The organism is Streptomyces sp. NPDC053474 (genome assembly GCF_044544845.1).
Classification (GTDB): Bacteria; Actinomycetota; Actinomycetes; order Streptomycetales; family Streptomycetaceae; genus Streptomyces.
Window position 1 is genome coordinate 83,718 of the sequence record NZ_JBITXV010000009.1, and the last position, 13,430, is coordinate 97,147.

Sequence of the window (13,430 nt, forward strand, 5' to 3'; positions counted from 1 at the left end):
AGATTCGCGCAATTGAAGAAACGAAGCGGAAAGATTCGGTGCCCGCGGCCTCTTCCTGCGTTTGTCTGGCGGCGGACGGCGCAGCGCTGACCGCTGCGTTGCGGCCCCGAGGTGCGAAAGCGCCTGAGGAGAGGAGCGAGGAGACCATGCCACGTCTCGTGCAGTCGGCCACCCACATCATGCGTGACGTCAGCGTGGCGGCCGCGGCGCGCGTCCGCTGGGGGGAGTGCGACCTTCAGGGGCACGCCTACTACGCCAGCTACATTCCCTGGTTCGACCTCGGGCGCGAGAAGTTCGCCCTGGACGTGGGCGCCGACTACCGCAAGTACCAGATCGCCACCACCGATCTGTACGTCCGTTACCACCAGCCCGCCAAGTACCTCGACGAGTTGGTGATCAGGACGTGGGCGGCCGCGCCCGGCACCCTCACCTATTACTACGAGATCTACCGGAAGAACGGCGGGCAGTTCATCGCCGAGGCGCGCACCGTCCATGCGTTCGTCGATGCGGAGCGCGGAGTCCTGACCAAAATTCCCGACGACATGCACCACGCCTTCGTGAAATTCCTGGAGAACTACCGGAAGCGGCGCAAGAACCCGAATCCGGGTGAAGGAGCGGACGCGCGCTCCGTAGGTGCGCAGGACATGTCCGCGGTTTCGCCTCGAAAGTCTGGAGAGTCGTCATGAAGGACGGTGCGCTCGACCGCCTGCGCGGCAAGCTGCTGGGCGAGGTGGTGGGGCCGGGGGACGCCGGGTACGACACGGCACGTCGGCTCTACAACGCCATGATCGACAAGCGCCCCGCGGCCATCGCCCGGTGCCTGGGCACTGCGGACGTCGTCGCGGCGGTGCGCTTCGCCCGGGAAGAGGGCCTGCTGATCGCCGTGCGGGGCGGCGGACACAGCGTCGCGGGGCACGCGATGTGCGACGACGGGCTCGTCATCGACCTGTCCCTCATGCGCGGGGTGCACGTCGACCCCGAGCGCCGCACCGCGCGCGTCCAGGGCGGAGCGCTGCTGGGCGACGTGGACCGGGAGACACAGCTGTACGGCCTGGCGATTCCGACGGGGCAGATGTCGGAGACCGGCATCGCCGGGCTCACCCTCAACGGCGGCGTGGGCATGATGCTCCACAAGTACGGCCTGACCTGCGACAACCTCCTGTCCGCCGACGTGGTCACCGTCGACGGCGAGCTGGTGACCGCTCGCGCCGACAGCCACGAGGAGCTCTTCTGGGCGTTGCGCGGCGGCGGTGGCAACTTCGGCGTGGTCACCTCCTTCGAGTTCCAGGCACACCCGGTCGGGCCCATGATGCTGGCGGGCTTCCTCGCCCACCCCGTCGAACGGGCCGAGGAAGTCCTCACGTTCCTGCGGGACTTCAGCGCGACCAGCCCCGCGCACCTGAGCGCGGACGCGCTGTTCCTCCACGCCCCCGAGGCGGACTTCGTGCCCGAGGAGTTCCAGGGCCTGCCGATGGTGACCCTGTTCGTGCGCTACTTCGGCCCGATGGAGGACGCCTGGCGGACCGTGCAGCCCCTGCGGGACTTCGGCAGCCCGCTGTACGACAGCATCGGCCCGATGCCGTTGGTGGCCGTGCAGTCGATGCTGGACGCCTTCACCCCCGCAGGCAATCTGCACTACTGGACCAGCGAGTTCCTGCCCGCCCTGGGGGCGGAGCAGATCGCGGCCATCGCGGCCATCGGCGACGATCTGCCCTCGACACTGACCACCCTCAACGTCCACCCCTTCGACACGGCCGCCACCGATGTCCCCGCGGACGCCACCGCGTTCGCGCACCGCGAGGACAGCTGGCTGATCCATGTGATCTGCCAGTGGCAGGACCCCGCTGACTCGGACCGCTGCCGCGCCTGGGTCAAGAAGGTGAGCTCGCTGCTCAAGACCTTCGGCCACGGCAACACCTACCTCAACACCACGTCCGAGGACGACGAGACGGACCGCGTCCGTGCCTTCTGGGACGAGCCCCGCCTCGCGCGCCTGGCCCGGGTCAAGGCGGCGTACGACCCGGAGAACGTGCTGCGGTTCAACCACAACATCGCGCCCGCCCCCCGACGGACCACGCCGTGAACCGCGCTCGCCGCGCTCGGCGCCGCGGCCGTCCGGTCCAGGTGGTCATCATCGGAGCGGGCATCAGCGGCCTCGGCCTGGGCATGGCCCTCAAGCGGGCGGGCCACCACGACTTCACGATCCTGGAGCGGGCCGCCGACATCGGCGGCGTGTGGCGCGACAACACCTACCCCGGCGCCGCCTGCGACGTACCGGCCCCGCTGTACTCCTACTCGTTCGCGCCGCACGCCTGGTCACAGCGGTACGCCGGGCAGCAGGAGATCCTGCGGTACCTGCACGGCTGCGTCGACGACCACGACCTCTACGACCATCTGCGCCTCGGCACCAAGGTCCGCGAGGCCCGCTTCGACGAGCACACGCGACGCTGGCACCTGCGCACGCACGACGGCGACACCTACGAGGCGGACGTCCTGGTAGCGGCCTGCGGCCAGCTGAGCACCCCCTTCTCGCCGCGACTGCCCGGCACGGAGCGCTTCGCGGGACAGATCTTCCACTCGGCCCGCTGGGAGCACGGCCTGGACCTGACCGACCGCAGGGTCGCGGTGATCGGGACCGGCGCCAGCGCCCTGCAGATCGTGCCCCAGGTGGCCAAGCAGGCGGCACACCTCACGGTGTTCCAGCGCTCCGCCCCCTACGTGGTGCCCCGCTGGCAGCGCACCTACCGCCCCGTCGGCGGGCCTCTGGGCCGACTCGGCGCCAAGACGGCACGGCTGGGGTGGTGGCTGTTCAACGAGCTGACCGTGCCCGGCCTGACCCGGCGGTGGCGGACCCGGGGATTCACCGCCTACGGCTGCGCGGCCCAACTGCGCAGGCAGGTCCACGACCCCGCGATCCGCGAGCGCCTCACCCCGCGTGACGAGGTGGGCTGCAAACGGATCGGGATCTCCAGCGACTACTACCCCGTCTTCAACGAACCCCACGTCGAGCTCGTCACCGACCCTGTCGCGGACCTCACCGAGGGCGCGATCCGCACCGAGACCGGCAGCGAGCATCCGGTCGACGTCATCATCCAGGCCACCGGCTTCTCGGCCACGGACTTCCTCGCCTCGCTGCACGTCACCGGCCGCGAGGGGCGCGCACTGGCCGACCACTGGCGCGACGGCGCCAGGGCGTACTTGGGGATGACGGTGCCCGGCTTCCCCAACATGTTCGTCCTGTACGGACCGCACACCAACGTCGGCGCCGGGAGCGTCGTCCACATGGTCGAGAGCCAGATCCGCTACGTCCTCGACGCGCTGCGCGTCATCGGCCGAGGCACCCGACCGCTGCTCGACGTGCGCGCCGACGCCGAGGACACCTTCACGGCGGAGATGCGCCGCCGCCTGCGGTCCACCGTCTGGTCGACCTGCCGCAACTGGTACCGGGGCGACAACGCCTTCGTCACCACCAACTGGCCCGGCCAGACGGCCGAGTACCGCCGTCGCACCCGCCGCGTGAACCTGGCCCACTACCGGCCCGCGGGTCCCGCGGACCTGAAGCCACCCGCGCACCCTCTCACGTCACCGTAGGAGTCCCCATGCCCTTGCACCCGCAAGCCGCGGCGTTCCTGGACCACCTCTCCCAGCAGCGCGTGCCCCCTCTGGAATCGGTCGGCGTGCCCGCGGTCCGCGAGCTGATGGGCGGCCTGCGCCGGGTCCAGGGCGAGGCCGAGCCGGTCGGGGCGATCACCGAGACCCGTGTGCCGGGTCCGGCCGGAGAGCTGCCGGTGCGTGTCTACCACCCTTCCGCGCGCCCCGGCCCCCGCCCGCTGATGGTGTTCTTCCACGGCGGCGGCTGGATCGCCGGAGACGTGGAGCTGGTGGACAAGCCCCTGCGGAAGCTGGCCAACGCGTGCGGCGCGGTCGTGGCCAGCGTGGAGTACCGGCGCGCCCCGGAGACCCAGTTCCCCGGCCCCGCCGAGGACGCGTACGCCGCGATCGCCGCCCTGGCCGAGCGGGCGGAGGACCTCGGCGCCGATCCCGCGCGCCTCGTGGTCGCGGGGGAGAGCGCGGGAGGCAACCTGGCAGCGGCGGCGTGCCTGATGTCCAGGGACCGCGGCGGGCCAGCGATCGCCGCGCAGCTGCTGATCTGCCCGAGCCTCGCTCCGGCGGCGGACTCTCCCTTCGTCTCCTACCGCCAATACGCGACGGGGTACCTCAACACCCGTGCCGCCATGGCCCACTTCTGGGACCTCTACCTCGCCTCCCCGCAGGACGCGGCCCATCCGTACGCCGCACCGCTGCTCGCCGAGCGGCACACGGGGCTTCCCCCCGCTCTCATCCTGGCCGCGGAGTACGACCCGCTGCGCGACGAGGCGACGGCCTACGGCCACTACCTGCGCACCAGCGGCGTACCCGGCACCGTCCGACGCTACGACGGTGCGCTGCACGTCTTCTTCCTGATGTGCGAGTCGTCCGCTGCGGCTCAGGCGCGGGCCGACATCACCGCGTGGCTGCACGACCGCTTCCCCGCCGAGGGCGTGGCCCCGAGCCGTGCCAGCTGAGGAGATACACATGCCCGCCTACGACCGCCTGTACATCGACGGGGCCTGGGTGCCGTGCCCTCACACCGGCTCGCTCACCGTCGTCGACCCCACGACGGAGGAACCGCTCGCCGCCGTGCCCGACGCCACCGCGCGGGACGTCGACGCCGCAGTGCGCGCGGCACGCGCCGCCGCTGACGGGTGGGCGGCCACACCAGTGCGGGAGCGGGCCGGGTGGCTGCGCGCCATCGCCGCGGAGCTCGGCCGCCGCGCGGAGACCCTGGCCCGGCTGATCACCCAGGACGTCGGAACCCCGCTGTCCTTCTCCCGGGCCGTACAGGTCACGTTGCCCGTCAACAGCTTCCACCACGCCGCCCGTACGGCCCTGGAGTACCCCTTCGAACAGCGACAGGGGCCCTCACGGCTCCTCCGCGAGCCGTACGGAGTGGTCGCGGCCATCACCCCGTGGAACTATCCGGTGCACCAGGCGGCGGCGAAGGTCGCCTACGCACTGGCCGCGGGCAACACCGTGGTGCTCAAGCCCAGCGAGGTCGCGCCCCTGAGCGTCTGGGAGCTGACCGACGTCATCGCCTCCGCCGGGCTGCCTCCCGGGGTGTTCAACCTCGTCAGCGGCACCGGACCGCAGGCGGGCGAAGCCCTGGCGGTCCACCCTGGAGTCGACGTGGTGTCCCTGACCGGCTCCACGCGCACCGGCCGCAGGGTCAGCGCCCTGGCCGCGCAGACCCTCAAGAAGGTCACGCTCGAACTCGGCGGCAAGAGCCCCGCGCTCATGCTCGCCGACGCCGACCCGGCCCGTGTCGTGCCCGCCGTCATGGCGTCGGCGTTCCTCAACAACGGCCAGACCTGCTCCGCCCTCACCCGCCTGATCGTGCCCCGCCCCGCCTTGGCCGAGGTGGAGGAACTGGCCCGCCACACGGCCTCCGGCTGGGCACCGGGAGACCCCAAGGACGAGCGGACGCGGCTGGGGCCACTGGCGTCCGCCGGGCAACTCCAGCGGGTACGGCGCCACATCACCGACGCCCGGGCCGCCGGAGCCGTCCTCGTCACCGGGGGAGAGGACCCGCCCGCCGACCTGCCCCGGGGGTTCTTCGTGCGCCCCACCGTGCTGTCGCGGGTCTCCCCGGACATGGCTGTGCACCACGAGGAGGTATTCGGTCCCGTCCTCGCCATCGAGGCGTTCGACACTGAGGAAGAGGCCCTCCGGATCGCCGACGACACGGTGTACGGCCTGGCCGCAGCCGTGTGGTCGGCCGACGGGGACCGCGCCTTCGCCATGGCCCGCAGGCTGCGCGCCGGACAGGTGCAGGTCAACGGAGCGCCCTTCGACCCCAACGCGCCCTTCGGCGGCTACAAGCAGTCGGGAAACGGCCGCGAGGGCGGCACCGCGGGCCTCGAGGAGTTCCTGGAGACCAAGGCCGTACAGACCTGATCCACCCCACACCCCCGGGCGACCTCCCCGCGCCGGAACACGTACGAGAAAGGCAGACGCCATGTACTACCGCACCCTGTTCAAGTCCAAGGTCCATCGCGCGACCGTCACCCAGGCCGACCTGCACTACGTCGGCTCGCTGACCCTGGACCGCGATCTGATGGACGCGGCCGACCTCCTGCCCGGGGAGAAGGTCGACATCGTCGACATCAACAACGGCAGCCGCCTGTCCACCTACCTCATCGAAGGCCCGCGCGGCACCGGAGTCGTCGGCATCAACGGCGCGGCGGCCCGGCTGATCAGCCCCGGCGACCTCGTCATCATCATCGCCTACGCCCATGTCCCCGACGAGCAAGCGGCCCGCTTCGCGCCCAAGGTCGTCCACGTCGACCAGGACAACAACATCCGCGCACTGGGGTCCGATCCGGCCGAGCCGCTCCCCGGCAGCGACACCACGCGGGGCGACCACGTCTTCGTCGACTGATGGCCGGGCCCCCACCACCCGGCACGCGTCCCGGATCCAGCACCGAACGACGAAACGGGGAGACCTGATGTGCGGCATCGCAGGATGGATCGCGTTCGACGCCGACCTCACCCGCCAGGAAGAGACCGTCATCGGCATGATCCGGTCGCTGCGCGCCAGGGGCCCCGACGCCTCGGGGACCTGGACCGACCGGCACGCCGCGCTCGGACACCAGCGCCTGGCGGTCATCGACCTCGACGGCGGCGCACAGCCGATGACCGCGGCGACGCCGGACGGACCCGTGGTCATGACCTACAGCGGAGAGGTCTACAACTTCGTCGCGCTACGCCAGGAGCTGCGCGGCCGCGGTCACCACTTCCGTACCACCGGCGACACCGAGGTGGTCCTGCGGGCCTACCTGGAGTGGGGGGACGGCCTCGTCGAGCACCTGAGGGGCATGTACGCCTTCGGGATCTGGGACGGCCGCACCGACCGCCTCCTCCTGGTCCGCGACCGCCTGGGCATCAAGCCCCTCTACTACTACCGCACGCCCCACGGCCTGCTGTTCGGCTCCGAACCCAAGGCCCTCCTCGCGCACCCGTCGGTCGAGGCCGCCGTCGACCACGACGGGCTGCGCGAGATCTTCCTCGGCGTGAAGACGCCGGGCGCGGCGATCTGGCGCGGGATGCGGGAACTGCGCCCCGCCTCCCTCCTGACGCTCGACCGCCGCGGCGCGCGCGAGCGCACGTACTGGAGCCTGACCGCCAGGCCTCATACCGAGGACGCGGACGCGACCACCGCGCACGTCGAAGAACTCCTCAGCGGCTCGGTGCGCGAGCAGCTCGTCGCGGACGTGCCGCGCTGCCTGCTCCTGTCCGGAGGGCTCGATTCGAGCGCGATCGCCGGGTTCGCGGCCGACGCCCTGAGCGGGCACGGAGAGCGGCTGCGCACCTTCTCCGTGGACTTCCAGGGCCACACCGACCACTTCACGCCCGACCACCACAACGTCAGCCCCGACGCACCCCACGTCCGCGAGGTCGTCAAGCACCTCGACACCGACCACACCGACATCGTGCTGGACGCCAGCGACCTCGCCGGACCCGACGTACGCCGCGCCGCCGTCCGCGCCAGGGACCTGCCCATCGGGCGCGGCGACATGGACCACTCCCTGATCCAGCTCTTCACCGCGGTACGCGAGCAGTCCACGGTCGCGCTGTCCGGGGAAGGCGCCGACGAGATGTTCGGCGGCTACTGGTGGTTCCACGACACCGGCCTCCGGCAAGCCGCGGGGTTTCCCTGGCTGACGGCCGCGCTCGGCCAGACGCGGCAGGAGCGCGCCTTCCTGCCCAAGGACTTGGCGCCGGTCCTCGACCTGCCCGGGTACGCGGACCACCGCTACCGCGAAGCCCTCTCCGCGACCCCGGTGCTCGACGGCGAGAGCCCCGCTCAACGTCGGTCACGCGAACTGCTCCATCTGCACCTCACCCGCAGCCTCACCGGCATGCTGGAGCGCAAGGACCGGCTCAGCATGGCCGTGGGCCTGGAAGTGCGGGTGCCGTTCTGCGACCACCGCGTCGCGGAGTACGCCTTCAACGTCCCCTGGTCCCTGCACACCGCGCAGAACAGGGAGAAGAGCGTGCTGCGCGCCGCGGCCCGCCACGTGGTGCCCGACGGCGTCCTCATGCGGCGGAAGAGCCCCTACCCGATGACGCAGGACCGGCACTACGTCCCCGCGCTCCAGAGGCAGGTGCGCGAGGTCCTGGCGGACCGGGACCACCAGGTCTTCGCCCTGTTCGACAGGGCGGCGGCCACCCGTGCCGCGCATGTCGGCCCCACGGGCCATCCGCGCCCGCAGGCGCTCCGAGCCGCGCTAGAGAAGTTCCTCGACCTGCACACGTGGATCGACCTCTACGGCCCGCGGCTGCTGCTCTGACCGAGCGAGGCAGCGGGTGGGCGCGTAGGGTGCCGAGCCTGCGTGGCTGAAAATGATCGCTCGCTGTCCGGACTTGAGCGGGACGTTCTCCTACGTGGCACGGGGGAGGGGCATCTGACGGAGTGCAGAAACGTTCGACTCGACGGTGCGGGACGGCCCAGATGTCGAAACCCAGCGGCGGGTCCTATAACACAGGCCCGGCACCCGAGGCTCCTTTCGCGACGAACGCCGCTAGGCGGAGGCTCCAGTTCAGGGTGCTTGCCACAGCCACACGATCTTGCGATTAGCATGACCCTGCGCAGCCGTCGGAGGGCCGCGGCCCGAAGCGGGCCTCCTTCGCGACGGCACCGATGTGAGGGCGGGCCGACAGCCTGCATCCCCGTGCCGAGACCGAGGGGTCACGGAATGACTTTGTCCGCTGATGGGCGTCCGTCCGGCATAGCCGGCACTCCGCGAACGGCGTCCTCGCTACCGCTGCTCCTGCTCGGGGCGGCCGCCGTGGCGGGAGCCGTCGCGGCGGGGCTCGCGCCGTCGGCAGCCCGCGGCTGGGTGGCCGCCGTTGCCGTGGCCGGCTGGCTGCTCCTCGCCGTCGTCGTCTGGACGGGGCGCGCGGGCGCGGCCCGGCTGCGGGCGCACGCCGCACAGCTGGAGAGCCAGCTGACCGGCGCCCAGACGCAGTTGGGCGCCCGGGGCGCCGAAGTGATCCACATGTCCCAGGTGACCCTGCCGACCGTGGCGCGGTCCCTGCGCGACGGCGCGGGCCCGCAGGACGCCCTGCACCAGACCCGGCCCCCGGCCGAACCGGCGTACCGCGAGCTCCTGAACGTCTGCGTCACCCTCCTCGCCGACGCCGAGGGGCGCGCCGCGGGCGCGGCCGCCGCCCAGCACCACACGGCCGGTGACCTGGCCCGGGTGACCGACGACGTACGGCTGCTCGGCACCGAGACCCTCCCCGCGGTCGTCGGCGCGCTGCGCGGCGGCGCCTCGGTGGACCGCGTCCTCGCGAGCGTGACCTGGCCCGCCGACCCCGCGCTGCGCGACCTGACCGAGGCCGCCGTGCGGGAACTCGCCCTGAGCGAGCGGCGCGCGGCCGCGGCCCAGGCCGCGAGCGCGAAGGCGCTGAGCCGCGTACAGGCCAAGTCCGTGAGCATGCTCGCCGACCTGCGCGAGATGCAGGACCGCCACGGCGAGGACGTCTTCGGCGACCTGCTCAGGCTCGACCACAGCACGTCCCAGCTCGGCCTGATGACCGACCGGCTCGCGCTCCTGATGGGCGGCCGCTCCAGCCGCGCCTGGAACAAGCCCATCGTCATGGAGAGCATCCTGCGCGGCGCCGTCGGCCGCATCGCCGCCTATCAGCGCGTACGGCTGCACAGCTCCACCAAGGCCGCCGTGGTCGGCTTCGCCGCCGAAGGCGTCATGCACCTGCTGGCCGAACTGATGGACAACGCCGCGAACTTCTCGCCGCCCATCGACGAGGTCCACGTCTACGTCGAGGAGTCGCGCACCGGCGTCGTCATCACGATCGAGGACAGCGGCCTGCGCATGTCCGAGGCGGCACTGCGCCGCGCCAAGGAGTCCGTGTCCGGGCAGGCCGCCGACCTCGCGCTGCTCCAGGGCACCCGGCTCGGGCTCGCCGTCGTCGGCCGGCTGGCCGTCAAGTACGGGGTCAGCGTGAACTTCCGCCCCTCCTCGCGCGGCGGCACCGGCGTCGTCATCCTGCTGCCCCCGCAGCTCCTGGCACAGCAGCCCCAGCCGGACAGCGCCCGCACGGCGGCGGCCCCTTCGACCGAGGCCCCCGTCACCGAGACCCCGGCTCTTCCGGCAGCCGGGCAGACCGCCGAGCCGCAGGCCACCGAGGCGAGCCGTCCCGCGTCGCCGCCGTCGACGCCCTCCTCGTCGGCCCCGGTGTGGCCGACGCCTCCGGAGGACGACCCCGCGGACGGCCCCGAAGCACCCGTTGCTACGGAGGCCACCCCCGGCGGCCTGCCCGTGCGGCGCCCCGGCCGCACGATGGCCGCCGCGCACGCCGCGACCGAACGGCGCACCGCCGAACGCAAGATGGGCGATCGGCACTCCGGCGATCCGCACGAGGACCGGCGGACCGGCCCCGACGCCGAGCGGACCGGCGCGAGCAGCGCCTCGCAGGACGAACGGCATCGCTCCGGACAGAGCATCGGGGACCGGTTCGGCGCGTTCCACCGCGCCCGCCGGGCCGCCGCCGACGACACGGCTGAGAACCCCCAGCCGCCGCGGGCCGAGTAGCCGCCCGACCCCGCGCTGACCGGCCCGCCCCATGGGACCGCAAGGACCGCTTCTCTACCCCCGCCCCGCACACCGAAAGGGAGGCACGGGCGTTCGCACCCCCCGGTGACGGCCCCGACACACGATGACGACCACCGACAACAGCCTGAACTGGCTCCTGGAGAGCCTGCTCGACGGCACCCCCGGCACCCGGCACGCCCTCGTCCTCTCCCGGGACGGCCTGAAGCTGTGCTGGAGTCCCGGCCTGACGCTGGACCAGGCGGACCAGCTCTCCGCGATCTGCTCCGGCATGCAGGCGCTCGCCCAGGGCGCGTCGATGGAGTTCGGGGACGGCACGGGCGGCGTACGGCACTCCATGACGGAGTTCCACGGCGGCCTGCTGTTCGTCGTGGAGGCGGGCCAGGGCGCGCACCTCGCCGTGATAGCCGACGAGGACGCCGACCCCGGCGTGGTGGGCAACCAGATGTCCCAGCTCGTGGCGCAGATCGGGGACCACCTGAGCGCCGAGCCGCGCGGCCAGGGCCTCACCAACCCCGCGTCATGACCCGGCGGCCCGTCGACGTGGGCGACCCGGACCGGCTGTACACCATCACCGGTGGGCGCAGCCGGTCCGACGGCGGCGCGTTCGACCTGGTGACGCTGATCGTGGCCGAGTGCGAGCCGTCGCCCGGCCAGCAGTCGGAGCACGCGCGCATCCTGGACCTGTGCCGCCACCCGACGGCCGTCGTCGAGATCGCCGCCGAGCTGTCGCTGCCCGTCACGGTCGTCCGCATCCTCCTGGAGGACCTCCAGGACACCGGCCGCATCACGGCCCGACACCCGCGCGTGGCGGCGTCCGCCGCGCTGCCCGATTCCGCTCTTCTCACGGAGGTGCTCCATGGGCTCCGCAACCTCTGAGCTGCCGCCCGAGGCCCGGACACCGCTGCGCGACACGGCCGAGTCCGGTCTGAAGATCGTCGTGGTGGGCGGCTTCGGGGTCGGCAAGACGACCCTGGTCCGCTCGGTCAGCGAGATCCGCCCCCTCAACACCGAGGAGGTGATGACGCGGGCGGGCGAGGACGTCGACCAGGTGCCGACCCAGTCGGCCAAGACCACCACCACCGTGGCCTTCGACTTCGGCCGCATCAGCCTCAACGACCGCCTGGTGCTCTATCTGTTCGGCGCGCCCGGCCAGAAGCGCTTCTGGTTCCTGTGGGACCGCCTCTTCTCCGGCACGCTCGGAGCGGTGGTGCTCGTCGACACCCGCAGGATGGACGACTCCTGGTACGCCATCGACCGGCTCGAACACCACGGCACGCCCTTCGTCGTCGCCGTGAACCGCTTCGACGGCGAGCACGCCTACCACTCCCTGGACGAGATCCGCACCGCCCTGGCGCTGCCCGCGCACGTCCCCCTCGTCGACTGCGACGCCCGGGTCCGCTCGTCCGGCAAGAACGTGCTCATCACCCTCGTCGACCACCTCCACCACCTGGCACGGGAACGGGAACTGACAGCATGACCGAAGCCACCGGACCGGCGGCGCCCGGCACCCCGCCGCCCGGCTGCCCCGCACACAGTGACGCGGTGCCCCTCAGCGGCCTGGAGTACCAGCAGACGCCCTTCGAGCTCTACCGCGAGCTGCGCGGCCGGTACGGCTCCGTGGCCCCGGTCCTCCTCGACGGTGACGTGCCCGCCTGGCTGGTCCTCGGCTACTCCGAGGTCAGCTACGTCACCGCGCACGACGAGCTGTTCGCCCGCGACTCGCGGCGCTGGAACCAGTGGGACCGGATCCCCGCCGACTGGCCGCTGCTGCCCTTCGTGGGCTACCAGCCGTCCGTCCTGTTCACCGAGGGCGCCGAGCACCGGCAGCGCGCCGGTGTGATCACCGAGGCCCTTGAGGGCGTCGACCAGTTCGAACTCGGCCGGGAGTGCGTCCACATCGCCGACCAGCTGATCGCCTCCTTCTCCGGGCGCGGCGCCGCCGAGCTGATGAGCGCCTACACCCACCCGCTGGCCATGCGGGCCGCCGTGCACATGGTCGGCATGCCGCCGGGCACCGCCGACACCGAGGGCCTCGTCGAGGACTTGCGCATGTCCCTCGACACCGCCGAGGGCGACGACCCGGTCGCCGCGTACGGGCGGGTGGGCGAGCGCGTGCACCGGCTGGTCAAGGAGCGGCGTGAGCGGCCCGCGGCCGACGTCACCTCGCGGATGCTGGAGCACCCGGCCGGGCTCACCGACGAGGAGGTCGTCCAGGACCTGATCTCGGTGATCGCCGCCGCGCAGCAGCCCACCGCCAACTGGATCTGCAACACGCTGCGGCTGCTCCTGACCGACGAGCGGTTCGCCCTGAACGTCTCCGGCGGGCGCCTCAGCGTCGGCCAGGCCCTGAACGAGGTGCTCTGGCTCGACACCCCCACGCAGAATTTCATCGGGCGCTGGGCGGTGCGCGACACCCAGCTGGGCGGCCGCCAGATCCGCGCGGGCGACTGCCTGGTCCTCGGCCTCGCCGCGGCCAACTCCGACCCGCAGCTGTGGCCCGGCGCCCACGTCGGCTCGGAGAACTCCGCGCACCTGTCCTTCAGCAACGGCGAGCACCGCTGCCCCTATCCGGCTCCGCTGCTCGCCGACGTCATCGCCCGTACGGCCGTGGAGACGCTCCTGGAGCGGCTGCCCGACCTGGTCCTCGGCGTCGACCCGGCGGAGCTGACCTGGCGGCCTTCGGTGTGGATGCGCGGACTGACGGCCCTGCCCGTCCAGTTCACGCCGGTGGCCCAGTAGCGTCGGCGTTCCGCC

12 protein-coding genes are annotated in these 13,430 nt (G+C 72.3%); all 12 read left to right on the forward strand.

Translation table 11 applies throughout. The features are described 5' to 3' along the window. Positions 1-146: 146 nt before the first annotated feature. The 12 genes from ACIG3E_RS22190 (at position 147) to ACIG3E_RS22245 (ending at position 13,415) form a co-directional block, all read left to right on the forward strand. The gene (locus ACIG3E_RS22190) at positions 147-686 is read left to right on the forward strand and encodes an acyl-CoA thioesterase (RefSeq protein WP_399619062.1); all 540 of its coding nucleotides are present in this window, start codon (positions 147-149) and stop codon (positions 684-686) included. Further along, on the forward strand, positions 683-2,083 hold the full coding sequence (locus ACIG3E_RS22195; protein WP_399619064.1) for an FAD-binding oxidoreductase: 1,401 nt from the start codon (positions 683-685) through the stop codon (positions 2,081-2,083). The genes ACIG3E_RS22190 and ACIG3E_RS22195 overlap by 4 nt, the downstream gene beginning before the upstream one ends. Further along, on the forward strand, positions 2,080-3,591 hold the full coding sequence (locus ACIG3E_RS22200) for a flavin-containing monooxygenase (protein WP_399619066.1): 1,512 nt from the start codon (positions 2,080-2,082) through the stop codon (positions 3,589-3,591). Before ACIG3E_RS22195 ends, ACIG3E_RS22200 begins: the two co-directional genes overlap by 4 nt. Before the next feature lie 8 nt (positions 3,592-3,599). Further along, entirely contained in the window at positions 3,600-4,565 is a 966-nt protein-coding gene (locus tag ACIG3E_RS22205; protein ID WP_399619068.1) for an alpha/beta hydrolase, read from the forward strand. Positions 4,566-4,575: 10 nt separating this feature from the next. Beyond that, on the forward strand, positions 4,576-5,994 hold the full coding sequence (locus ACIG3E_RS22210) for an aldehyde dehydrogenase family protein (RefSeq protein WP_399619070.1): 1,419 nt from the start codon (positions 4,576-4,578) through the stop codon (positions 5,992-5,994). Positions 5,995-6,055: 61 nt separating this feature from the next. Further along, positions 6,056-6,478: an aspartate 1-decarboxylase gene (gene panD, locus ACIG3E_RS22215; RefSeq protein WP_399619072.1), complete on the forward strand. Its 423-nt coding sequence runs from the start codon at positions 6,056-6,058 to the stop codon at positions 6,476-6,478. Positions 6,479-6,545: 67 nt separating this feature from the next. Beyond that, on the forward strand, positions 6,546-8,390 hold the full coding sequence (asnB, locus tag ACIG3E_RS22220) for an asparagine synthase (glutamine-hydrolyzing) (RefSeq protein ID WP_399619074.1): 1,845 nt from the start codon (positions 6,546-6,548) through the stop codon (positions 8,388-8,390). A 405-nt stretch (positions 8,391-8,795) separates the two neighbouring features. Beyond that, on the forward strand, positions 8,796-10,655 hold the full coding sequence (locus ACIG3E_RS22225; RefSeq protein WP_399619076.1) for an ATP-binding protein: 1,860 nt from the start codon (positions 8,796-8,798) through the stop codon (positions 10,653-10,655). Between the two features lie 124 nt (positions 10,656-10,779). Beyond that, the gene (locus ACIG3E_RS22230) at positions 10,780-11,199 is read left to right on the forward strand and encodes a roadblock/LC7 domain-containing protein (RefSeq protein ID WP_138957469.1); all 420 of its coding nucleotides are present in this window, start codon (positions 10,780-10,782) and stop codon (positions 11,197-11,199) included. Then, a complete protein-coding gene (locus tag ACIG3E_RS22235; protein ID WP_242714144.1) occupies positions 11,196-11,552 on the forward strand; it encodes a DUF742 domain-containing protein in 357 nt (118 codons plus the stop codon). The genes ACIG3E_RS22230 and ACIG3E_RS22235 overlap by 4 nt, the downstream gene beginning before the upstream one ends. Beyond that, positions 11,533-12,153, forward strand: coding sequence for a GTP-binding protein (locus ACIG3E_RS22240; RefSeq protein ID WP_399619080.1), 621 nt, complete (start codon positions 11,533-11,535; stop codon positions 12,151-12,153). The genes ACIG3E_RS22235 and ACIG3E_RS22240 overlap by 20 nt, the downstream gene beginning before the upstream one ends. Beyond that, positions 12,150-13,415, forward strand: coding sequence for a cytochrome P450 (locus ACIG3E_RS22245; RefSeq protein ID WP_399619082.1), 1,266 nt, complete (start codon positions 12,150-12,152; stop codon positions 13,413-13,415). Before ACIG3E_RS22240 ends, ACIG3E_RS22245 begins: the two co-directional genes overlap by 4 nt. Positions 13,416-13,430: the final 15 nt, after the last annotated feature.